20 protein-coding genes are annotated in these 21,583 nt (G+C 60.6%); 9 read left to right on the plus strand and 11 right to left on the minus strand.

Annotated features, from left to right (window positions below; translation table 11 throughout):
• The first annotated feature begins 337 nt into the window (after positions 1 to 337).
• The gene (locus D109_RS0123870) at positions 338 to 694 is read left to right on the plus strand and encodes a type II toxin-antitoxin system HigA family antitoxin (RefSeq protein ID WP_026078186.1); all 357 of its coding nucleotides are present in this window, start codon (positions 338 to 340) and stop codon (positions 692 to 694) included.
• Positions 695 to 809: 115 nt separating this feature from the next.
• Here the strand turns inward: D109_RS0123870 and thrH are convergent, their stop codons facing one another.
• Complete coding sequence (gene thrH / locus D109_RS0123875) at positions 810 to 1,427, minus strand: bifunctional phosphoserine phosphatase/homoserine phosphotransferase ThrH (RefSeq protein WP_017479097.1); 618 nt, start codon at positions 1,425 to 1,427, stop codon at positions 810 to 812.
• Between the two features lie 152 nt (positions 1,428 to 1,579).
• Here thrH and D109_RS0123880 point away from each other — a divergent pair, with 152 nt between their 5' ends.
• The 3 genes from D109_RS0123880 to D109_RS0123890 all read left to right on the plus strand — a co-directional run bounded on the left by D109_RS0123880 (position 1,580) and on the right by D109_RS0123890 (position 4,939).
• Positions 1,580 to 2,314, plus strand: a complete 735-nt coding sequence (locus tag D109_RS0123880; RefSeq protein WP_003214958.1) for a phosphoadenylyl-sulfate reductase — start codon at positions 1,580 to 1,582, stop codon at positions 2,312 to 2,314.
• Between the two features lie 353 nt (positions 2,315 to 2,667).
• Positions 2,668 to 4,197: an NCS1 family nucleobase:cation symporter-1 gene (locus tag D109_RS0123885; protein WP_017479098.1), complete on the plus strand. Its 1,530-nt coding sequence runs from the start codon at positions 2,668 to 2,670 to the stop codon at positions 4,195 to 4,197.
• A gap of 13 nt (positions 4,198 to 4,210) precedes the next feature.
• Positions 4,211 to 4,939: an aspartate/glutamate racemase family protein gene (locus D109_RS0123890; protein WP_017479099.1), complete on the plus strand. Its 729-nt coding sequence runs from the start codon at positions 4,211 to 4,213 to the stop codon at positions 4,937 to 4,939.
• 27 nt (positions 4,940 to 4,966) lie between these two features.
• On the opposite strand, the gene D109_RS0123895 is transcribed toward D109_RS0123890, so the two are convergent.
• A complete protein-coding gene (locus D109_RS0123895) occupies positions 4,967 to 5,890 on the minus strand; it encodes a LysR family transcriptional regulator (protein WP_017479100.1) in 924 nt (307 codons plus the stop codon).
• 113 nt (positions 5,891 to 6,003) lie between these two features.
• Between D109_RS0123895 and D109_RS0123900 the strand changes: the two genes are divergently transcribed.
• Positions 6,004 to 6,750, plus strand: coding sequence for a 3-oxoacyl-ACP reductase family protein (locus D109_RS0123900; RefSeq protein ID WP_017479101.1), 747 nt, complete (start codon positions 6,004 to 6,006; stop codon positions 6,748 to 6,750).
• Positions 6,751 to 6,870: 120 nt separating this feature from the next.
• Positions 6,871 to 10,341 (plus strand): PAS domain-containing hybrid sensor histidine kinase/response regulator, encoded by a 3,471-nt coding sequence (locus D109_RS0123905; RefSeq protein ID WP_017479102.1) that lies wholly within the window; start codon positions 6,871 to 6,873, stop codon positions 10,339 to 10,341.
• A 102-nt stretch (positions 10,342 to 10,443) separates the two neighbouring features.
• On the opposite strand, the gene rmuC is transcribed toward D109_RS0123905, so the two are convergent.
• Both rmuC and D109_RS0123915 read right to left on the minus strand, forming a co-directional pair.
• Positions 10,444 to 11,808, minus strand: a complete 1,365-nt coding sequence (rmuC, locus tag D109_RS0123910; RefSeq protein ID WP_177036364.1) for a DNA recombination protein RmuC — start codon at positions 11,806 to 11,808, stop codon at positions 10,444 to 10,446.
• Positions 11,809 to 11,983: 175 nt separating this feature from the next.
• On the minus strand, positions 11,984 to 12,307 hold the full coding sequence (locus D109_RS0123915) for a hypothetical protein (RefSeq protein WP_026078187.1): 324 nt from the start codon (positions 12,305 to 12,307) through the stop codon (positions 11,984 to 11,986).
• An 846-nt stretch (positions 12,308 to 13,153) separates the two neighbouring features.
• Here D109_RS0123915 and D109_RS0123920 point away from each other — a divergent pair.
• From D109_RS0123920 to D109_RS0123930, 3 genes are all read left to right on the plus strand, one after another.
• A complete protein-coding gene (locus D109_RS0123920) occupies positions 13,154 to 13,378 on the plus strand; it encodes a hypothetical protein (RefSeq protein WP_003214941.1) in 225 nt (74 codons plus the stop codon).
• A gap of 265 nt (positions 13,379 to 13,643) precedes the next feature.
• Positions 13,644 to 14,126: a hypothetical protein gene (locus D109_RS0123925; RefSeq protein ID WP_017479105.1), complete on the plus strand. Its 483-nt coding sequence runs from the start codon at positions 13,644 to 13,646 to the stop codon at positions 14,124 to 14,126.
• 146 nt (positions 14,127 to 14,272) lie between these two features.
• Positions 14,273 to 15,547 carry an OmpP1/FadL family transporter gene (locus D109_RS0123930; RefSeq protein WP_026078188.1) on the plus strand — a complete coding sequence of 425 codons (1,275 nt, stop codon included), beginning with the start codon at positions 14,273 to 14,275 and terminating at the stop codon, positions 15,545 to 15,547.
• Between the two features lie 65 nt (positions 15,548 to 15,612).
• Here the strand turns inward: D109_RS0123930 and D109_RS0123935 are convergent, their stop codons facing one another.
• The 7 genes from D109_RS0123935 to cobU all read right to left on the minus strand — a co-directional run bounded on the left by D109_RS0123935 (position 15,613) and on the right by cobU (position 20,900).
• Positions 15,613 to 16,164 carry a glutathione peroxidase gene (locus D109_RS0123935; protein ID WP_017479107.1) on the minus strand — a complete coding sequence of 184 codons (552 nt, stop codon included), beginning with the start codon at positions 16,162 to 16,164 and terminating at the stop codon, positions 15,613 to 15,615.
• 150 nt (positions 16,165 to 16,314) lie between these two features.
• Positions 16,315 to 17,514, minus strand: coding sequence for an MFS transporter (locus D109_RS0123945; RefSeq protein ID WP_017479109.1), 1,200 nt, complete (start codon positions 17,512 to 17,514; stop codon positions 16,315 to 16,317).
• Positions 17,515 to 17,576: 62 nt separating this feature from the next.
• Positions 17,577 to 17,981, minus strand: coding sequence for a MarR family winged helix-turn-helix transcriptional regulator (locus tag D109_RS0123950; RefSeq protein WP_026078190.1), 405 nt, complete (start codon positions 17,979 to 17,981; stop codon positions 17,577 to 17,579).
• Between the two features lie 42 nt (positions 17,982 to 18,023).
• Positions 18,024 to 18,752, minus strand: a complete 729-nt coding sequence (locus tag D109_RS0123955; protein WP_017479112.1) for an adenosylcobinamide-GDP ribazoletransferase — start codon at positions 18,750 to 18,752, stop codon at positions 18,024 to 18,026.
• A 2-nt stretch (positions 18,753 to 18,754) separates the two neighbouring features.
• Positions 18,755 to 19,330 (minus strand): alpha-ribazole phosphatase family protein, encoded by a 576-nt coding sequence (gene cobC / locus D109_RS0123960; RefSeq protein ID WP_017479113.1) that lies wholly within the window; start codon positions 19,328 to 19,330, stop codon positions 18,755 to 18,757.
• Entirely contained in the window at positions 19,327 to 20,382 is a 1,056-nt protein-coding gene (gene cobT, locus D109_RS0123965; RefSeq protein ID WP_017479114.1) for a nicotinate-nucleotide--dimethylbenzimidazole phosphoribosyltransferase, read from the minus strand. The genes cobC and cobT overlap by 4 nt, the downstream gene beginning before the upstream one ends.
• Positions 20,379 to 20,900 (minus strand): bifunctional adenosylcobinamide kinase/adenosylcobinamide-phosphate guanylyltransferase, encoded by a 522-nt coding sequence (gene cobU, locus D109_RS0123970; RefSeq protein ID WP_017479115.1) that lies wholly within the window; start codon positions 20,898 to 20,900, stop codon positions 20,379 to 20,381. The genes cobT and cobU overlap by 4 nt, the downstream gene beginning before the upstream one ends.
• Positions 20,901 to 21,583 lie beyond the last annotated feature (683 nt).

Genomic DNA, 21,583 nt, shown 5'->3' on the forward strand with positions numbered 1-21,583 from the left:
CAGCCCCTCCCTGGCTCTGCGACGAGGAGCCAAGCAGCAGAAAAAACCTGAATCAGTACTGAAGTGGACGGAGCTGAAGTCGGACGATAGCGTCCGGCTTCAACCGTCCACCAGCCGCCTGTGAAGGATCACATGAAACGACTGCCTACTTGTCAGGAAAGATTTCCGAGATTGCATCTGCCCTTAACCGCACCTATCATCTCCCAAATTGGGAGGTTGCAGGGATGCGGATAATCGCTCTGTCTGCCTTGCGAATATTCTGGGAAAGCCAACCCGGTTACAGGGATGCCAAAACGCCGCTGGTCGAGCTGTATCGCCATAATGCGGAGACCGTGTGATGAACATCAAACCTATTCATTCCCAGGAAGACCTGACGGCTGCGCTCGCGCGCGTCGAGCAGCTTTGGGAAGCGGAAATCGGCTCGCCTGAGGGTGACGAGCTGGAAATTCTCGCAATACTTATCGAAAAGTACGAAGCAGAGCATTACCCAATGCCGCCTTCGGATCCCGTAGAAGCAATTAAATTTCGAATGGAGCAACTAGGCCTGACCGCCCGTGACCTGGAGCCTTTCATAGGTCCGAGCGGGCGGGTTTCTGAAGTGCTGAACCACAAGCGCAAACTGAGCTTGTCGATGATCAAACGCCTGCATGAAGGCTTGCGCATTCCTTATGAGAGTCTGCTGGCAGGGGTCTAGGCTGTGCAGTGGCCACACCGGCCCCATCGCGGGCAAGCCCGGCTCCCACAGGGGAGCGCGGTCAACATGTGGGAGCTGGCTTGCCTGCGATGAGGCGTCAGCCACGCCATATAACTTACAGGCTCAACTGCCGATTCGACGCCTTGATGAACTCTTTCTTCAAGTCCTCAAACGAATGCACCGCCGGGAACTGCGGGAACTCGCGGATCACGTTCTCCGGCGCGTGGAACAGAATCCCGCGGTCGGCTTCACCCAGCATGGTGGTGTCGTTGTAGGAATCACCGGCTGCAATCACTCGGTAGTACAAGGTCTTGAAGGCCAGCACCGACTGACGCTTCGGATCTTTCTGGCGCAGTTGGTAACTCACCACCCGGTCGTTCTCGTCGGTGATCAACCGATGGCACAGTAAGGTCGGGAAGCCCAGTTGACGCATCAGCGGCTGGGAGAACTCATAGAAGGTGTCCGACAGGATCACCACCTGGAAGCGTTCGCGCAGCCAGTTGACGAACTCGATGGCGCCGTCCAGGGGCTTGAGGGTGGCGATCACTTCTTGGATGTCCGAGAGCTTCAGCCCGTGTTCATCAAGAATGCGCAGGCGCTGTTTCATCAGCACATCGTAGTCGGGAATGTCCCGGGTGGTGGCCCGCAAGGATTCAATACCGGTTTTTTCGGCGAAGGCGATCCAGATTTCCGGGACCAGTACGCCTTCCAGGTCGAGACAGGCAATTTCCACAAGACACTCCCATTTAAAGTTATTGAGTTGAGCGAGCATAAGGACTGCCGAACTCTAGCGATTCACGCTGGCCGCCGCAACGCAGGCGGGATTTTGTTACCATCGCCCCCCTATAGAGCGCTAAGCGCCATTGACCTGTAGGAACCGTCCTGATGAACCAAGCCTTCGACGTCGCTGAACTCGCCGCGACTTATGCCAACAAATCCGCCCAAGACATTCTCAAGCTGGCGTTCAGCCAGTTTGGCGACGACCTGTGGATCTCTTTCAGCGGTGCCGAGGACGTGGTGCTGGTCGACATGGCCTGGAAGCTGAACAAGAACGTCAAGGTGTTCAGCCTCGACACCGGCCGCCTGCACCCGGAGACCTACCGGTTTATCGAGCAGGTGCGTGAGTTCTACAAGATCGACATCGAGCTGATCTCGCCGGACCAGAGCAAGCTGGAACCCTTCGTCAAGGAAAAGGGCCTGTTCAGTTTCTATAAGGACGGCCATGGCGAGTGCTGTGGCGTACGCAAGATCGAACCGCTGCGCCGCAAGCTTTCCGGCGTAAGCGCCTGGGCCACCGGCCAGCGCCGCGACCAGAGCCCCGGCACCCGCAGCCAGGTGGCTGCGCTGGAAATCGATACGGCCTTCTCCACCCCGGAACGCACCCTGTACAAGTTCAACCCGCTGGCGCAGATGACCAGCGAGGAAGTCTGGGGTTACATCCGCATGCTCGAGCTGCCGTACAACAGCCTGCACGAGCGCGGCTTTATCAGCATCGGCTGTGAGCCCTGCACCCGCCCGGTATTGCCGAACCAGCACGAACGCGAAGGCCGTTGGTGGTGGGAAGAAGCAACCCAGAAAGAATGCGGGTTGCACGCCGGGAACATCATCAGCAAGGCGTAACACCTGGGTCGAAAAACCTGTACACAGAAATGTCACCATCGGTGCCATTTTTGTGTGCACTTATAAAATCCTGCACCGAAAAGTTACATCCTCCCGCGTCACACCTCTTATTAAATCCCCGTCCCTCTCTGCGCTACAAAATAAATAGCTGTTCAAACGGTCAATTTATATCGCTTTAAATTCAGCCATTTATTTCCAATCACTCTAAAAACCAACTTATCCGATAATTTTCCCGGCGAAAATCTGGCACGCATGTGGCTTAAGGAAAAACACACTTTGTATACAATCAATAAAAAAGATACATACACTTTGACATCAGCCGTTCTCCTGCTGGTGTCCAGGAGCCTGCCGGAATGCGTACAAGTCTCTCCAATAACATCGCACTGGATCTGCCCTCCTCCACCCTGAACCCCGAGGCCGTGAGCCCCGGCCCGCTGGTCCTCAGCCCGCGCCTGCACAACAAGGACCTTGCACCCACCAAGGCCGAAGGCCGGCGCTGGGGCCGCTACAGCATCTTTGCCTTGTGGACCAATGATGTGCATAACATCGCCAACTACTCCTTCGCCATCGGCCTGTATGCGCTGGGCCTGGGTGGCTGGCAGATTCTGCTGTCCCTGGGGATCGGCGCGGCGCTGGTGTACTTCTTCATGAACCTGTCGGGCTATATGGGGCAGAAGACCGGCGTACCGTTTCCAGTGATCAGCCGCATCAGTTTTGGCATCCATGGTGCGCAGATTCCGGCACTGATTCGTGCGGTGATCGCGATTGCCTGGTTCGGGATACAGACCTACCTGGCCTCGGTGGTTTTCCGCGTGCTATTGACGGCGGTTCATCCAGGTTTTGCCGACTATGACCACAACTCGATCCTCGGCCTGTCCACCCTGGGCTGGGCGTGTTTTGTGGCGATCTGGTTTGTGCAGCTCGCGATCCTCGCCTATGGCATGGAAATGGTGCGCCGCTATGAAGCCTTCGCCGGGCCGGTGATTCTGCTGACAGTAGCGTCCCTGGCCGGCTGGATGTATTTCCAGGCGGACGGCCACATTGCCTGGGCCATTCGCGAGCCACTGACCGGTGGTGAGATGTGGCGCAATATCTTCGCCGGCGGCGCGCTGTGGCTGGCGATCTACGGCACACTGATCCTGAATTTCTGCGACTTCGCCCGCTCCTCGCCCTGCCGCAAGACCATCAAGGTCGGCAACTTCTGGGGCCTGCCGGTGAATATCCTGGTGTTCGCCGCCATCACCGTGCTGCTGTGCGGCGGGCAGTTTCACCTCAATGGCCGGGTGATCGAGAGCCCCACCGAAATCATCGCGGCGATTCCGAATACGTTCTTTCTGGTGCTGGGCTGCCTGGCGTTCCTGATTGTGACAGTGGCGGTGAACATCATGGCCAACTTCGTCGCTCCCGCCTTTGTGCTGAGCAACCTGGCGCCCAAGTACCTGAACTTCCGCCGCGCCGGGCTGATCAGCGCCACCGTGGCGGTGTTGATCCTGCCGTGGAACCTCTACAACAGCCCACTGGTGATCGTGTATTTCCTCTCGGGCCTCGGCGCTCTGTTGGGACCGTTGTACGGGGTGATCATGGTCGACTACTGGTTGATCCGCAAAAGCCAGGTGGACGTGCCGCAGCTGTACAGCGAAGACCCGAATGGCGCTTATTACTACAGCCGCGGCATCAATTTGCGGGCGGTGGCGGCGTTTATTCCTGCGGCGGTGATCGCCATTCTCCTCGCCCTGCTGCCCGGTTTCGCCCACGTCTCGCCCTTTTCCTGGCTGATTGGCGCCGGTATTGCAGGGATGCTGTACCTGCTGTTCGCCAAGCGCCAGCCGTATTACGCCGATGTGAGCGGCGAAAGCATTGCAGTCGATAACGTCAGTCATTAAGTAAGGACATTCCATGCGCATCCTTGTGGTCAACGTCAACACCACCGAGTCCATCACCGAAGCCATCGCCAAGCAGGCACGGGCGGTGGCGTCCCCCGGCACCGAGATCGTCGGACTGACCCCGTTTTTCGGCGCCGAATCGGTGGAAGGCAATTTCGAAAGCTACCTGGCAGCCATCGCGGTGATGGACCGGGTGATGGCCTACGACCAGCCGTTCGATGCGGTGATCCAGGCCGGCTACGGCGAACATGGCCGCGAAGGCTTGCAGGAGTTGCTCAATGTGCCGGTGGTGGACATCACTGAAGCGGCGGCCAGCACCGCGATGTTCCTCGGGCATGCCTATTCGGTGGTGACCACCCTGGACCGCACGGTGCCGCTGATCGAGGACCGGCTGAAACTGGCGGGTTTGTATCAGCGCTGTGCGTCGGTGCGGGCCAGCGGCATGGCAGTGCTGGAGCTGGAAGAAGACCCGCTGAAGGCCATGGAGGCCATCGTGCGCCAGGCTGAATTGGCGATCAGCGAAGACAAGGCCGAGGTGATCTGCCTGGGCTGCGGCGGCATGGCCGGGCTGGATGAGCAGATTCGCTACCGCACGGGTGTGCCGGTGGTGGACGGTGTGACCTCGGCGGTCACCATTGCCGAAGGCTTGGTGCGGTTGGGGCTGTCGACCTCGAAGATCCGCACGTATGCGACGCCGAGGCCGAAGAAAGTGATCGGCTGGCCCGGAAAGTTCGGACACTGAAGCTCCCACACTTGATCCCCACAAGGATCAAATGGCACTGAACCGCCGCCCCAGCTCGCGTTCGACAAACTGCTCCAGAATGAAATCCACAAACGCCCGGGTCTTGCCGGGCAGCAGCTTGTGTTCGGCGTAGTACAGCGAGATGTTGCCGTCGTCGACGTACCAGTCGGGCAGCACGCGCACCAACTGGCCACTGTCGAGGAACGGCACCGCCATCGGCATGCTGACCAGCGCAATCCCCAGGCCCTGGGCGCTGGCGCAGCAAGCGGCGCCGGAGTCGCTCATGGTCATGCGCGGCTTGAGCACCAGCGGGCGCTGTTCGCGGTTGCGATGGGTGAGTTGCCAGGAGCGCACGCGCCCGGTTTGCGGTGAGCGGATCAGGATGCCGTTGCAGAGCGACAAATCCTCGGGCGCGAGCACCGGCTTGCGTTTGGCGAGGTACTCGGGTGAGGCCAGCAGGATCCGATGCGCCGGGGCCAACTTGCGCGCGACCACGCCCTGGGGCAGCTCAAAACCACCGCCGATCGCGGCATCGAAGCCTTGGCCGATCAGGTCCACCTGGCGGTTATCGAAATGCCAGTCGGGGCTGATATCCGGAAAACGCTGCAAAAACTCACTCAGCAACGGCACCACATAGCGGGTACCGAACACAGTGCCCATGCTCACTTTAAGCGTGCCTACGGGCCGCCCTTCGGCGCTGGCCAGGTTGGCCACAGCGTTTTGAATAGTGGTGAGGCTGCCGCTGACCTCTTCCAGGAATAGCTTGCCTGCTTCGGTCAGGGTCAGACGCCGGGTGCTGCGCTGGAAAAGCCGCACACCCAGGCGCGCTTCCAGCTTGGCCACGCTTTTACCCACGGCCGCCGGGGTCAGGCTCAGGTGCCGGGCGGCTTCGGCAAAGCTGCCACCCTCGGCGCTGCGCACAAAGCATTCGATACTGCCAAAGCTTTCCATATCGCCCACTCTAAACTTTTGGTTTACACAGACTATAGCAATCACGGTCTACCGAGGACGCCATACGAGGTCGATACTCGACTCCAACCTCAACACACCTTCTGGAGATCGACATGACCACACACAACCTCAGCGGCAAAGTCGCCTTGATTCAGGGCGGTTCCCGCGGTATCGGCGCCGCCATCGTCAAGCGCCTGGCCGCCCAGGGCGCCGCCGTCGCCTTCACCTATGTCAGCTCGGCCGCCAAGGCCGAAGCATTGCAGAACAGCGTGATCAGCGAAGGCGGCAAAGCCCTGGCGATCCATGCCGACAGCGCCGATGCCGCCGCCATCCGCAGCGCCGTCAACGCCACCGTCGAAGCCTTCGGGCGCCTGGATATCCTGGTGAACAACGCCGGCGTGCTGGCCGTCGGCCCGCTGGAAGATTTCAGCCTGGAAGACTTCGACCGTACCCTCGCCATCAACGTACGCAGCGTGTTTGTCGCCACCCAGGAAGCCGCGCGGCACATGGGCGACGGGGGCCGCATCATCAACATCGGCAGCACCAACGCCGACCGCATGCCGTTTGCCGGTGGCGGCCCGTACGCCATGAGCAAATCGGCGCTGGTCGGCCTGACCAAAGGCCTGGCCCGCGACCTGGGGCCACGGGGCATCACCATCAATAACGTGCAGCCAGGCCCGGTGGACACCGACATGAACCCGGCAAGCGGTGATTTCGCCGAGAGCCTGATCGGCTTCATGGCCGTGGGTCGTTATGGCCATGTGGAAGAGATCGCCAGTTTCGTCGCCTACCTGGCAGGCCCTGAGGCCGGCTATATCACCGGCGCCAGCTTGACCATCGACGGCGGCTTCGGCGCCTGAACCCAAGCTGCGACATCGCACCACGCTCCGACCTTGGTCGACACTGACTAACGCCAAGCATCATGCGAGACTGTTCGCCCGGGCCGGGAATGCCCGGGCGTTCTTATGTCTGGAGTTCTCATGACGCTGTCCAGCGGGCTGATCGCCGCCGTTGCCCTGGCCTATATGGCCATTATGTTTGCCATCGCCTTTTACGGTGACCGTCGCCATGCGCCGCTGCCGCCGCGGATGCGTGCCTGGGTGTATAGCCTGTCGCTGGCGGTGTATTGCACCAGTTGGACATTCTTTGGTGCCGTAGGCCAGGCGGCCGAACAGTTGTGGGCATTTTTACCGATCTACCTGGGGCCGGTACTGCTGCTGGTATTGGCGCCGTGGGTCCTGCAAAAGATGGTGCTGATCAGCAAGCAGGAAAACATCACCTCCATCGCCGACTTTATCGCCGCCCGTTACGGCAAATCCCAATCCCTTGCAGTGGTGGTGGCGCTGATCTGCCTGGTGGGCGTGCTGCCTTATATCGCCTTGCAGCTCAAAGGCATCGTGCTGGGGGTGAACCTGCTGATCGGGGCCAGCGCCGACACCACCGGCACCCGCTCCCAGGACACGGCGCTGATTGTGTCGCTGGTACTGGCACTGTTCACCATCGTGTTTGGTACCCGCAACCTGGACGCCACGGAACACCACCGGGGCATGGTGCTGGCGATTGCCTTTGAATCCCTGGTCAAGCTGTTCGCGTTTCTCGCCGTCGGTGCGTTTGTGACCTACGGCCTGTACGACGGTTTCGACGATCTGTTCAGCCAGGCGATGCTCGCGCCACGGCTGGAGGAATACTGGAAAGAGACGGTCAACTGGCCTTCGATGGTGGTGCAGACCGGCGTCGCGATGATGGCAATCATCTGCCTGCCCCGGCAGTTTCACGTCACCGTGGTGGAAAATATCGACCCCCAGGACCTGCGCCTGGCCAAGTGGGTGTTCCCGGCCTATCTGATCCTGGCCGCCCTGTTTGTGATCCCGATTGCCCTCGGCGGGAAGATGCTGCTGCCGGGCTCGGTATTACCGGACTCCTACGTGATCAGCCTGCCGCTGGCCGAAGCCCATCCGGCCCTGGCCGTGCTGGCGTTTATCGGTGGTGCTTCAGCGGCCACGGGCATGGTGATCGTGGCGAGTATCGCGCTGTCGACCATGGTCTCCAACGACATGCTGCTGCCCTGGCTGCTGCGCCGTTCCAGCGCCGAGCGGCCATTCGAAGTGTTCCGTCACTGGATGCTGTCGGTACGCCGGGTGAGCATTGTCATCATCCTGCTGCTGGCTTACGTCAGTTACCGGCTGCTGGGCTCCTCCGCCAGCCTTGCAACCATTGGCCAGATTGCGTTCGCCGCCGTGACCCAGCTGGCTCCAGCGATGCTCGGCGCACTGTATTGGAAACAGGCCAACCGACGCGGAGTCTTTGCCGGGTTGGCGGCAGGGACGTTCCTGTGGTTCTACACCTTGGTCCTACCGGTCACTGCGAAAAGTCTCGGCTGGTCCTTCAGCCTTTTCCCGGGCATGACGTGGCTGCATTCGCACCCGCTGGGTTTGTCCGTGACTTCCCTGACCCTGGGCACCGTATTTTCCCTGGCGGGTAACTTCACGTTGTTCGTGTGGGTCTCGATGCTGTCGCGTACGCGGGTGTCGGAGCATTGGCAAGCCGGGCGTTTTATCGGCCAGGAAATCAATCAACGGGCCAGCGCCCGCTCGATGCTTTCGGTACAGATCAACGATTTGCTCAGCCTGGCGGCGCGGTTTGTCGGCGAAGAGCGGGCTCACCAGAGTTTTGTGCGCTTCGCCTATCGCCAGGGCAAAGGCTTTAACCCCAACCAGAACGCTGACAACGACTGGATCGCCCACACCGAACGCCTGCTGGCCGGTGTGCTCGGCGCTTCGTCGACCCGGGCGGTGGTGAAAGCCGCCATTGAAGGCAGGGAAATGCAGTTGGAGGACGTAGTCCGCATCGCCGACGAAGCGTCGGAAGTGCTGCAGTTCAACCGGGCGCTACTGCAAGGCGCCATCGAAAACATCACCCAGGGCATCAGCGTGGTGGACCAATCCCTGCGGCTGGTGGCCTGGAACCGGCGCTACCTGGAGCTGTTCAATTACCCCGAAGGCCTGATCAGCGTGGGCCGGCCGATTGCCGACATCATTCGCTACAACGCCGAACGCGGGCTGTGCGGCCCGGGCGAGGCCGAAGTGCACGTGGCGCGCCGCCTGCACTGGATGCGCCAGGGCCGTGCGCATACCTCCGAGCGGCTGTTCCCCAATGGCCGGGTGATCGAGCTGATCGGCAACCCGATGCCGGGCGGCGGGTTTGTCATGAGTTTCACCGACATTACCGCGTTCCGCGAAGCCGAACAGGCGTTGACCGAGGCCAACGAAGGCCTGGAACAGCGAGTGACCGAGCGTACGCACGAACTGTCGCAACTCAACGTCGCCCTGACGGATGCCAAGGGTGTCGCCGAGACGGCCAGCCAGTCGAAAACCCGGTTCCTCGCGGCGGTCAGCCACGACTTGATGCAGCCGTTGAACGCCGCAAGATTGTTCTCTGCTGCCCTCTCCCATCAGAACGACGGCATGTCGCCGGATGCCCGGCAACTGGTGCAGCACCTGGACAGTTCGCTGCGCTCAGCGGAAGACCTGATCAGCGACCTGCTGGATATTTCACGCTTGGAAAACGGCAAGATCAATCCGCAGCGCCAACCCTTCGTGCTCAATGAACTGTTCGATACGTTGGGCGCCGAGTTCAAGGCGCTGGCCCAGGAACAGGGTTTGCGCTTCCGGCTACGGGGCAGTCGTTTGCGGGTGGACAGCGACATCAAATTGTTGCGGCGGGTGTTGCAGAACTTCCTGACCAACGCGTTCCGGTATGCCGATGGGCCGGTGCTACTGGGCGTACGCCGGCGGCGCGGTGAGTTGTGCCTTGAAGTGTGGGACCGCGGCCCCGGCATTCCTCAGGACAAACAGAAAGTCATCTTCGAAGAATTCAAACGTTTGGACAGTCACCAGACCCGCGCCGAGAAAGGCCTGGGCCTGGGCCTGGCGATTGCCGACGGCTTGTGCCGCGTGCTCGGGCATCGCTTGAGCGTGCGTTCATGGCCGGGCAAGGGCAGCGTGTTCAGCGTGCGCGTGCCGTTGGCGCGCACCCAGGTCAGCGCGCCTGCCAAGCCGGCGCAGGAAAGCGGCCAGCCGTTAAGTGGTGCACAGGTGCTGTGTGTGGATAACGAAGAAAGCATCCTGATCGGCATGCGCAGTTTGCTCACGCGCTGGGGCTGTGAAGTCTGGACCGCGCGCGACCAGGCGCAATGCGCCGCGCTGCTGGCTGAGGGTGTGCGGCCGCAACTGGCCCTGGTGGATTATCACCTCGACCACGGGGAGACCGGCACCGAGTTGATGGGCTGGCTGCGGGCACAACTGGCGGAGCCGATTCCGGGGGTGGTGATCAGTGCCGATGGACGGCCGGAGATGGTGGCCCAGGTGCATGCGGCGGGGTTGGATTACCTGGCCAAGCCGGTGAAGCCGGCGGCGTTGCGGGCCTTGTTGAGCCGTCACCTGCCGCTTTAGCTCATGTGGGAGCTGGCTTGCCTGCGATGGCATCGCCTCGGTGTACCTGGAGGACCGAGGTGTCTGCATCGCAGGCAAGCCAGCTCCCACAGAGACCGGTGACTATTCTGGCAACTGCGCCACACCGTCTTCATCGGTCATCGCCCGTTCCAGCAGGTCGGCCGGCAGGCTTTTGCTGGCGCGGGCGCCGAGCAGTTTCAGTTGCTCGGTACGGCTCACCAGATTTCCGCGTCCGTCTGTCAGCTTGTTGCGCGCTGCGCTGTAGGCTTTGTCCAACTGCTGCAGGCGGTTGCCCACCTCGTCCAGGTCCTGGATAAACAGCACGAACTTGTCATACAGCCAACCGGCGCGCTCGGCGATTTCCCGGGCGTTCTGGCTTTGCCGCTCCTGTTTCCACAGGCTGTCGATCACCCGCAAAGTCGCCAGCAGCGTGGTCGGGCTGACGATCACGATGTTGCGGTCGAACGCCTCCTGGAACAGGTTCGGCTCGGCTTGGAGTGCAGCCGAAAATGCGGCTTCGATGGGCACGAACAACAGCACGAAATCCAGGCTGTGCAGGCCTTCGAGACGTTTGTAGTCCTTGCCGGCCAAGCCTTTGACGTGGTTGCGCAACGACAGCACATGCGCCTTCAGGGCGGCTTGGCCGATCGCTTGATCGTCCTCTGCAACGTACTGTTGATAGGCCGTCAGGCTGACCTTGGAATCCACCACCACCTGCTTGTCACCCGGCAGCATGATCAACACGTCAGGCTGGAAGCGCTCGCCGTCCGGGCCCTTGAGGTTGACCTGGGTCTGGTACTCGCGGCCCTTTTCCAGCCCGGCATGTTCCAGCACTCGCTCCAGGATCAGTTCGCCCCAGTTACCTTGGGTTTTCTGGCCCTTGAGGGCGCGGGTCAGGTTGGTGGCCTCATCGGACAGGCGCAGGTTCAGCTGTTGCAGGCGCTCCAGTTCCTTGGCCAGGGAAAAGCGCTCGCGGGCTTCGCTTTGGTAGCTTTCTTCGACGCGCTTTTCGAACGACTGGATGCGCTCCTTGAGCGGGTCGAGCAATTGGCCGAGGCGCTGTTGGCTGGTTTCGGCGAAGCGCTGTTCGCGCTCGTCGAAGATCTTCCCGGCGAGTTCAGCGAATTGCGCGCGCAGCTCATCACGGGAACCTTGCAGGTCGCTGAGGCGTTGCTGATGGCTTTCCTGTTGCTCGCGCAATTCGGCGCGCAGGGACGCAGACAAGGCATCCAGGCGGCGCAGTTCGGTTTCTTTGGCGGAGCGGTCGAGGTTCCAGGCGTGGGCGGCGTCGCGGGCGTTGTCGCGGTCGATCTGCAGCAGTTCGACTTCCCGGCGCACGGCGGCGAGGTCGGCTTGCTTGGCGGCGTTGGCCTGGCTCAGGTCGCTGATTTCGTCACGGCTGGCGTCCAACTGCGCGGCGAGCCCTTCCTGGGCCAGTTGCGCGGTGGCCAGGCGCTCTTCGAGCAATTCCCAGCCGGCCATCCGTGCGCTCAGTCGGCGCTGAATTTGCCAGCACAGGCCCAACAGCGGCAATCCAGCACCGGCGAGACCCAGCGCAACACTGGTCCAGTCAAAAGCCATAGCGATTCCTGCCGTCACCCGAAAAGAAGAAGGTTAACCAAGCCTGCGCATTGAGGACAGCTCAGTCTTCGATCTGGCCCAGTTCACGCTGGGCTATGCGGTCGCCGGCGCGGGCTGCCTGGCGCAGCAGGTCGTGGCCGATGCGGCGGTCCCGGGCATTGCCGCACTCGCGGCACATCAACTGGCCCAGACGGCTTTGCGCCACTACTACGCCAGCACGAGCCGGTTGCTTGAGCAAATGCCCGGCGAAGTGTTTGACGTTGGGGCTGTGGCCCAGGCGCGGGCTATCGAGCAGCCACAAGGCGACTTTCAGGGAAAAACGCTTGGGTGCGGTAACAACCTGAGGGCTGTCGGTAACAGAAGGTGATACTGAGCGAAACTTCATAAAGCACTGTGGGACAGAACGGAAGGCGCGCCACTCTACTCTTTTTTTCGTACAGGTAAAGCTGAAAAAACCCTGCACGCCCGTTCTAGAGCAAGCGCTTGGGACAATCCACAGAAGCTGTGGATAACTCAGTGGACAACCGTTACGTAACTCCCGCAAAGGCCCGTGGAACGGGGGCCGCGCTCAAACTGACGATTTTTTCACCAATAAAAAAAAGCTCGATTTTTCATTGACTTAAATTTTAGTTGCAGGCACCCGGGGGCATTGCAGATGCGTATGTCAGTGCGGTTACACAGGACGCAACCAATGTGCACAACTACCCGCCTGACGGTTATATCAACCGCGTTTTTTGGTCGCAAGGCGGCCGAGGAATGTTACCGACGCACCGAGGCCAGAAAAGTTTTTTACCTAGCACACTTCCTTTCACCGTTTCAATCCGTTACTATCCGCGGCGTTAGTACCAAGCTGAAAGTCAATTCTGGTCGAACAACTCCCTCACGGCACCGCCGACAAAAAGGGATCGACCACCTCGATGGTTTCCAGGTATCACTTGCGACGACACAGCCTTTGAACAAGCAAAGGGTGTCGCGAAGTTTCAATACTCTGAAAGAACCAACCTGCAAATTGATCAGGATCTTCACCCCGGGCCCAGAACCTTTGCCCCTGTTGTGTTGCCTGCCCTCCTAAGTACCTACCTGCCAGCCCAAGCGCGCCAACTTAATAGCGCTTCAAACTGGCTGCTTTGTTCCAGTCGGGTTCTTCGTTCGATCAATAGTGATCAACGTCACTGGAACGTTTTAACGTTGCACGGTTCTTAACCGTGTCATTTGTAGGAACACCAATAATATGTCCACTCAAATCCACACTCAGGATGCCATTCGCACCCTAACTAACGCTTTTGCACCAATGAACTGCCTGATCATGGCCGCTCGCAAAGGCTGCTTCAGCTTTACCCTGGTCAACGAACACGGCATCGCTCGTCACAGCGAACGCCTGTACCCCGATCAATACTCCAGCGCAGAACCGCTGCAGGCCGTGATCGATCGTACTCGCCAGGCACTGGTTGCCTGATCGACCCGGATCGCTGAAACACAAAAACCCCGGTTAAAACCCGGGGTTTTTTATTGCCTGAAATTCAGGCGTGCTAAGTTCAAATTGATATAAACGATATAACTAAATGATGAAAATATTTTAAAAACAGTCCTTTACGTCGTAAATATGACACTACACTTCAACTCAAGCGGCATGATCCGCTTCCGGCGAGCCTGAGATCCGATTCACTGCTGCCAAGCCCCCTCTCAGGTATCGCCGACCAATTTCATGGATTGAGGCTTTTATGGGCATCGCCGCCAGCGAATTGTGTCGTTATGTGATCCGGCCCACCCTGCTTTATCTGGGTCGCCATAACCCGACTGCCGAATCCCTGCTGCTGGGCATCGCCGCCAGCCAGTCGGCACTCGGTTCAGCCCTGCACGACCGTCGCGGCCATGGCCTCTACAGCATCACCGAACCGCGCCACCGTGCGCTGTGGGATGACTACCTGGCGCTGGACCCCGAGCGCGCCAGCCTGGTGCGCGGCCTCGCCAGCCAGCATGCCTTCCTCAGCGGGCCGCAGCTCGAGCTGACGGTCAACCTGCGTTACGCCACCGCCATCGCGTGGCTGCTGGTGGAACAACACCGTCCAAACCTGCCACCGGCCGATGATGTATTGGCGATGGCGCGTATCTGGAAAGAAATATTTCACCCCCAGGGCCGGCTTCGGGATTTCACCCAAGCCTGGCAAACCTGTGTTTTACCCATGAATCACGTCGCCTGTTGACCGGGCGATTTGCAAGATTCGGCTAAAAACGTTGATTTTGGTCGGATTGTCCTACAAAACCGCTCTATCTCCTATGTTTCAGCCTATAGCGCTAACTTAAAAATATTGTTACTTTCCGCAGCGGTGATCACCACGGAGTTCTAATAATGAAAAAAGTAATGCTCAAGACGACACTTAGCCTCGCCGTTGCAATGGCATCCTCCCACGTGTTCGCGAGCGGCTTTGCCCTCAACGAACAAGACGTTGCTGGGATGGGTACCGGTTTTGCGGGGCGCTCATCATCTGCCGATAACGCAAGCACTGTTTATGGCAACCCTGCCGGTATGGCTCGCCTTGAAGGCCAGCAGATTACGGGTGGTGTTGCAGCCATCGACGCCTCGACCGACATCAAAGATGCCGGCGGCCGTTCCAGGGGCACCAACAAAGGCGATATGGTTCCCTTCACCGGCGTACCGTTCGGCTTCTACACCAACAAACTCAACGATCAGTGGGCTGTCGGCTTTGGTGTCTACGCACCGTTCGGCCTGGTGACTGATTATGAACGCGGCTTCCAGGGCAGCGGGTTTGGCAGCTACAGCAAAGTGTCTGTCATCACCCTCCAGCCGACGGTCAGCTACGCGTTCAACGACCGGGTTTCCATCGGTTTCGGCCCTACCATCAACCGGATTTCCGGCAAGCTGGAATCCGAACTGACCCTGAACCCTGCCGTGCCTTCGACCAACGTCACGATCAAGGGCGACGATACCGCCATTGGTTTCAACGTCGGCGTACTGGTACAGGCCACCGATACCACCCGCGTCGGCCTGACCTACCACTCCAAGGTCAGCTACAAGCTTGACGGCCACACCGAGGTGACGGCGCCTGCTCCGACCGCCGGTGCTATTGGCAGTGGCCGCTACGACGCCTCGCTGAGCATCGACACACCAGAGTCTTACGACCTGTCGGTAACCCAGGACCTGACTGACGCCTGGAAACTCTATGGTGGTGCGACCTGGACCCGCTGGAGCCGCCTGAAAGACATCACGGTCAAGAACCAAGGTGTAACGGGCGCCAATGGCTTTCTCGCACCTTCGGTCATCGGCACTATCACTGAACCTCAGAACTGGCACGACACCTGGGCCTACGCCCTGGGTACTTCGTACCAGGTCACCAAGCAAGTGGTACTGCGTACCGGCCTGACGTTCGACCAGTCGCCAACCAACAACACTGACCGTTCCCCACGTATTCCTACTGGCGACCGGACCATCTTCAGTGTGGGCCTGGGTTATGCGGTGATGGATAACATGACTGTTGACCTGGCTTATTCCTACCTGAAGGAAGAGCCGGTAAAAGTTAACAAGTCCAACGCACTGGGTTCCTACAGCGCCAAGTACGAAAACAGCGCCAACGGTTTCGGCCTGGGTGTGACGTACAAGTTCTGATGTAAAGCGACATAAAAAAGCCCCGCTCTCTTGCAAAAGAGGCGGGGCTTTTTAGTGGCCGGCAATCAGGGTTTCGAAGCCAGTGCTTCTTCCACCGCCTTGATCAGGTCCGGACTATCCGGTTTGGTCAGGCTGGAGAAGCTGGCGATCACCTTGCCCTGGCGGTCCACCACGTACTTGTAGAAATTCCACTTCGGCGCGCTGCTCTGCTGCGCCAGAACCTTGAACAGGTGCACCGCATCCGGGCCCCTGACCTTCTGTGGCTCGGTCATGGTGAAGGTCACGCCGTAGTTCACATAACAAACCTTGGCCGTTTCCTCCCCGGTCTTGGCTTCCTGCTTGAAGTCATCGGACGGCACGCCAATCACTTCCAGCCCCTGGCCCTTGTAGCGCTGGTACAAGGCCTCAAGCCCTTTGAACTGCGGCGCAAAACCGCAGAAGCTGGCGGTGTTGACGATCACCAGCGGCTTGCCGGCGAAGCGCTGGCACAGGTCGATGGATTCCTTGGCGCGCAGCTTGGGCAGTTGGCCTTCAAGCAACGGCGGGCAATCGGCGGCCATGGCGACGCTGCCAAAAGCTATCATCAGAGCGGGTACTGCAAGCCAGCGCATCTGCATGTCAGGTGTCCTTGAAAAGTCTCAGACACAGAACTTAACAGATCGCCATGCCCAACTGCATCAATGCCAGGCCGCCCTGTTGCCAGCCCCACCACGCCAACAGCAGCAAGACCCCTGCTCCTGCTGCGCCGAGCCAATGCCAGGTCGAATTCATGCCACCCCCATTTGCGTCTGCAAACGTGCCACCGGGCGCTCGCGCACCGGCCAGTTCAGCGCCGCTGCCACCAGGCTCAGAACGATTGCCACCTGCCAGATCAAATCGTAGTTACCAGTTCGATCATAGACCACCCCGCCCAACCAGCCGCCGAGGAACGAGCCTAGTTGATGGAACAGGAACACTATCCCACCGAGCATGGAAAGGTTTCTGACACCAAACAAGGTCGCGACCGTGCCGTTGGTCAGCGGCACCGTGGACAGCCACAAGAAGCCCATGGCCATGCCAAACAGGTAGGCGCTGGTTTGCGTCACGGGCGCCCACAGGAAGATCACAATCACCACCGCTCGCAGCAGGTACAAACCGGTCAACAGGCGCGGCTTGGACATACGCCCGCCGAGCCAGCCGGCGGTATAGGTGCCGAAGATATTAAACAGGCCGATCAATGCCAGCACCGTGGTGCCCACGGAAGCCGGCAAGTGCTGGTCCACCAGGTACGAAGGCAAGTGCACGCCGATAAACACCACCTGGAAACCGCAGACAAAGAACCCAAACGCCAACAGCCAGAACCCCGAATGGGAGCAGGCTTCACCCAAGGCTTCGCGCAGGGTCTGTTGACCGGCTACCGCGGGCAGCGGACGGTCCTTGAGCATGGTCACCAACGGCACGATCAGCGCCACCATCAGCCCCAGTACCAGCAACGCGGCAGACCAGCCAAGCCAGCCGATCAAACCCAGGGTGCCCGGCAACATGGCGAACTGGCCGAAGGAACCGGCGGCGCTGGCGATGCCCATGGCCATGCTGCGTTTTTCCGGCGCCACGGCGCGGCCCACGACGCCAAGGATCACCGAGAACGAGGTGCCCGACAGGCCGATACCGATCAGCAACCCGGCACTCAGAGACAGCGACCACGCTGAATCCGACAAGCCCATGAACACCAGGCCCAGCGCATACAGCACGCCACCGATCATCACCACCTTGGCCGCACCGAAGCGGTCGGCCAGGGCGCCGGTAAATGGCTGCGCCAGACCCCAGATCAGGTTTTGCAGGGCAATGGCAAAGGCAAAGGTTTCACGGCCCCAGCCGAATTCGGCACTCATGGGCGCCAGGAACAGGCCAAAGCCATGCCGCACGCCCAAGGACAACGCGAGAATCAGCGCACTCCCCACAAGAATCCAACCGCTGGTGCGCCACATCGAGGTCATTTCTTATTCTCCGCTCACGGGTATATACCCGCTTGTCATCGAAAAAACTCGCTTTAAGCGAGTTCATCCAGCAAGGCCAACAGGGTTTCGCGCTTTTCGGCGCCCAACTTATCGATCAATTTCTGCTGCGCCGCCTCCCAGGCCGGCAATGCCGCCGCAAGCCGTTCGTTACCTGCCTCGGTGAGCAGTACCAGGCGGTTGCGCAGGTCACCCCCCTCCACCAGTTGCACCAGGCCCTCGCCCTCCAGCACCCGCAAATTACGCCCCAGCGTGCTGCGATCCAGGCCCATGGCGTCGGCCAGACTGGAAATGCTCGGTTGATCGAGGCGCTGCAGATTACACAGCAAAGAATACTGGGCAACGTTGATCCCGAAGCCGTCGAGAGCGCCGTCGTAATGCCTGCTGACGCCACGAGCGGCGCGACGCAGGTTAGTGCATAAACATTGGGAAGCAAGCATAGAGCGTGTATATACCCGGGATTAATGAAATGCAAGAAACTGTTACAGCGCCAGACCGACCAACACCGCAACCTCCAATAGCTCCAACAGCGCACCGGCGGTGTCGCCGGTGGTGCCGCCGAGGCGATTAACCATCAGCTGGCGCACGCCGATAAAGCAAAGCGCCGCCAGCAACACGGCAATCCCGCCGCTGAAACCGCCGATCAAGATACACGCCAGGCCGCTGAGGATCAGCACCTGTTGGCCGACGATCCGTGGCAAATGGTCCGCCAAGGCCTGCCCCAACCCACCGGCGCGCACATAGCGTGTGGTGAGAAACAGCGCCAGCATCGAAGCGCGACCAATCAACGGTGCGAGGATCAGCGCGGCGCCGTTATGCTGTTCAATCAACGCCACCAGCGCGGTGAACTTGAGCAACAGCACCAGGCCCAGGGTGACCACCGCGATCGGCCCGCTGCGCGGGTCTTTCATGATGGTCAGGGTGCGCTCGCGATCGCCGAAGCCACCGAGCCAGGCATCGGCGCTGTCGGCCAGGCCGTCCAGGTGCAAGCCGCCGCTGAGCAACACCCACGCAGTCAACAACAGCGCGGCGTGCAGCAGCAATGGCGCGCCCATCAACACCGCGTTCAGGCCCCACAGCAGCAGCCCGAACAGCAGCCCCACCAGCGGATAAAACAGCAACGACCGCCCCAGCTCCTGCGGCTGCGGCATACCGGGCAAGCGAATCGGCAGGCTGCTGAGAAACTGCAAGGCGATCCAGAACGGCAACATGTTCAGCGTCCTTCCCTTAAAACACCATCAGCCTCGACCTGCAGGCTGAACAGGCCACCGTGGCCCACTTCAACATTCAACAGTTGCTCACGCGGCAAACCGCGCGCCTGAGCCAACAGCAAACGCATGACCCCGCCGTGGCTGATCAGCAGCACTCGCTGGCCGTCATAGGCTTGATGCAAGCGCGCGACGGCACCCAATACACGCGCGGAGAACTGCGACACCGGCTCGCCCTGCGGCGGCGTGAAACGGTAGGGGTCAGCCCAGAACAGCCCCAACGCGTCGGCGTCGGTTTCCATCAAGGCTGCGGCGCTCTGCCCTTCCCAGGCGCCGAAGTGTAGCTCCTGCAGGTCTTTTTCCAGGCTGACCGGCAGCTTCAGACGCGCGCCCAGCTCATCAGCAAACCGCGCACACCGTTGCAGCGGCGAGCTGACCAGTCGGTCCCACGGGCCTTGCTCCACCACCGCCTCTCGCATCTGCTCCCAGCCCTTGGCCGTGAGCGCATCGTCCAGGCTGCCGCGCAAGCCGCCGCCCAGTTCGGTTTCGCCGTGGCGCAACAGGTCCAGGTGCAAGGTCATGCCGGGCGGTCCGCCACGGCCGCTTCGGCGAAGGTCGCCATTTGCCCATGCAGCGCGCAGGCCAGGCGCAGCAACGGCACGGCCAGCGCGGCGCCACTGCCTTCGCCCAGGCGCAGGCCGAGTTCCAGCAATGGTTCTGCATTGAGGCTTTGCAGCACATGACGATGGCCGGGCTCGGCACCACGATGGCCGAACAGCAGCCATTCACGGCAGCCGGGATTCAGCCGCGTGGCGACCAGCGCGGCGACCGTGCAGATAAAACCATCCACCAGCACCACGACCCCTTCTTGAGCACAGGCCAGGTAGGCGCCGACCAGCGCGGCAATTTCAAAACCACCGAGGTTGAACAGGGTTTTCAGGGCGTCATCACGGTCGCCTGCGTGCAATGCCAGCGCGCGTTCGATCACGGCGACTTTGTGGCTGACGCCCTGGGCGTTCAGGCCAGTACCGGGGCCGGTCAGGTCGCTGACCTGGCAATCCAGCAGCGCACAGGCCAGGGCACTGGCGGCGGTGGTATTGCCGATGCCCATTTCGCCGCCGATAAACAGCTGCGCGCCGCTCGCGATGGCGCGGTGCACGCTGTCGCGGCCGGCTTGCAGGGCCAGTTGGCCCTGGGCCTCGGTCATGGCCGGGCCTTTGACGAAGTTGGCGGTGCCGGCGCCGATGTTGAGGTGACGCACGCCGGGCAGGTTCAAAGTGGGGGTGATGGTGCCGAGGTCGACCACTTCCAGTTTCGCGTCCAGTTGGCGCGCGAGCACGCTGATGGCGGCGCCGCCGGTGACGAAGTTGTGGAGCATCTGGCCGGTGACTTCCTGGGGGAAGGCGGAGACACCTTCGGCGACTACGCCGTGGTCGCCGGCGAAGATGGCGATCCACAGGTGGTCGACGCTGGGTTTGACCTGGCCCTGGAGGCCGGCCAGTTGAACGGCCACGGCTTCCAGTTGGCCGAGGGAGCCGGCGGGCTTGGTCAATTGCTGCTGGCGGGCCAGGGCGTGTTCGTGGGCTTGGGTGTCGATTGCTTTGCAGGGGTTGAGCCACCAGGTGTCGGTCATAACGCAGTACCTTTTAAAGTCAGGGGCAGGCCGGCGACGGTCAGGACAACGCGCTGACAGCGTTCGGCCAAGGCTTGATGGAGCCATCCGGCTTCATCGACATAGCGGCGAGTCAATTCGCCCAGCGGGACGACACCCAGTCCGGTCTCGTTGCTGACAAAAATGATTTCTCCTGGGAGGGTGGCCAGGGTTTGTAGCAAGGCCTCGCGCTCGTGGTTGAGACGGTCGGGGTCTTCGAGCATCAACAGGTTGGTGAGCCATAAAGTCAGGCAGTCGACCAGCAGGCAATGGTTCGGGCTGGCGTTTTCCTTGAGGACACGGGCCAGTTCGATGGGCTCTTCGATCAGGCCCCATTCGGATGGGCGGCGCTCGCGGTGGTGGGCGATGCGTGCGTTCATTTCGCCGTCCAGGGGTTGGCTGGTCGCTATGTAAGTGACGCTTAGGCCGCTGTCAGTGGCGAGTTTTTCCGCCAGGCGGCTTTTGCCGGAGCGGGCGCCACCGAGGATCAACTGGAGCATGGGGTGTGCCTGTTTTTGACTGTGTGTATATCCGTTATTTAGGTAACGGCGACTATGGGTTCCGCTCTTACAGCGGCTCACTTTTGAACAGCGCAAAAGTAAGCAAAACGCTCTTGCCCCACCACTCGGCACCTCGCTTAGGCTCGGTGTGCCCTCACTCCGGCTTTGGACCGTGGGCCGCCGCGATGGGCCATCCTTGGCCCAGCGCGGCTAACCTGGCGTCCTGCCAGGTTACCCACGCTCCAAAGCCTGCGTTCGGCCAGCGTGGTTTAACGGGGCGCCTAAGATCAAGATCAAAAGCAAAAGCAAAAGCACAGCGGCCTACCGGCCGGCTTGAGTGTTAAAAGCAAAATCAAAAGCTAAAGCGGGCACGGTCCAAATGTGGGAGCGGGCTTGCTCGCGAAGGTCGTTAACGATGACGCGGGCATTCTGAATGAACGCGGCGCTCTCAGGTTTTTCGCGAGCAAGCCCGCTCCCACAGAAAAGCAGATCTGCTTCCGCTCTGGTCTTGCCTCTGCTTTTAACACTCAAGCCGGCCGGGAGGCCGCTGTGCTCTGCTTTTGATCTGCTTTTGATTTTGATCTGCGGGCCCCGTTAACCACGATGGCCGCAAGTAGGCACGGTGGAGCGGGTAAATCGGCAGGGATGCCGATTTAGCCGCGCCGGGCCATGGATGGCCCGGC

Source organism: Pseudomonas sp. PAMC 26793 (assembly GCF_000313235.1).
Lineage (GTDB): Bacteria > Pseudomonadota > Gammaproteobacteria > Pseudomonadales > Pseudomonadaceae > Aquipseudomonas > Aquipseudomonas yamanorum.

Coding starts and splice junctions, on each gene's coding strand:
- D109_RS0123870 (WP_026078186.1), top strand. CDS start 338: ATGAACATCAAACCTATTCATTCCCAGGAAGACCTGACGGCTGCGCTC.
- D109_RS0123880 (WP_003214958.1), top strand. CDS start 1,580: ATGAACCAAGCCTTCGACGTCGCTGAACTCGCCGCGACTTATGCCAAC.
- D109_RS0123885 (WP_017479098.1), top strand. CDS start 2,668: ATGCGTACAAGTCTCTCCAATAACATCGCACTGGATCTGCCCTCCTCC.
- D109_RS0123890 (WP_017479099.1), top strand. CDS start 4,211: ATGCGCATCCTTGTGGTCAACGTCAACACCACCGAGTCCATCACCGAA.
- D109_RS0123895 (WP_017479100.1), bottom strand. CDS start 5,890: ATGGAAAGCTTTGGCAGTATCGAATGCTTTGTGCGCAGCGCCGAGGGT.
- D109_RS0123900 (WP_017479101.1), top strand. CDS start 6,004: ATGACCACACACAACCTCAGCGGCAAAGTCGCCTTGATTCAGGGCGGT.
- D109_RS0123905 (WP_017479102.1), top strand. CDS start 6,871: ATGACGCTGTCCAGCGGGCTGATCGCCGCCGTTGCCCTGGCCTATATG.
- D109_RS0123915 (WP_026078187.1), bottom strand. CDS start 12,307: ATGAAGTTTCGCTCAGTATCACCTTCTGTTACCGACAGCCCTCAGGTT.
- D109_RS0123920 (WP_003214941.1), top strand. CDS start 13,154: ATGTCCACTCAAATCCACACTCAGGATGCCATTCGCACCCTAACTAAC.
- D109_RS0123925 (WP_017479105.1), top strand. CDS start 13,644: ATGGGCATCGCCGCCAGCGAATTGTGTCGTTATGTGATCCGGCCCACC.
- D109_RS0123930 (WP_026078188.1), top strand. CDS start 14,273: ATGAAAAAAGTAATGCTCAAGACGACACTTAGCCTCGCCGTTGCAATG.
- D109_RS0123935 (WP_017479107.1), bottom strand. CDS start 16,164: ATGCAGATGCGCTGGCTTGCAGTACCCGCTCTGATGATAGCTTTTGGC.
- D109_RS0123945 (WP_017479109.1), bottom strand. CDS start 17,514: ATGTGGCGCACCAGCGGTTGGATTCTTGTGGGGAGTGCGCTGATTCTC.
- D109_RS0123950 (WP_026078190.1), bottom strand. CDS start 17,981: ATGCTTGCTTCCCAATGTTTATGCACTAACCTGCGTCGCGCCGCTCGT.
- D109_RS0123955 (WP_017479112.1), bottom strand. CDS start 18,752: ATGTTGCCGTTCTGGATCGCCTTGCAGTTTCTCAGCAGCCTGCCGATT.
- cobC (WP_017479113.1), bottom strand. CDS start 19,330: ATGACCTTGCACCTGGACCTGTTGCGCCACGGCGAAACCGAACTGGGC.
- cobT (WP_017479114.1), bottom strand. CDS start 20,382: ATGACCGACACCTGGTGGCTCAACCCCTGCAAAGCAATCGACACCCAA.
- cobU (WP_017479115.1), bottom strand. CDS start 20,900: ATGCTCCAGTTGATCCTCGGTGGCGCCCGCTCCGGCAAAAGCCGCCTG.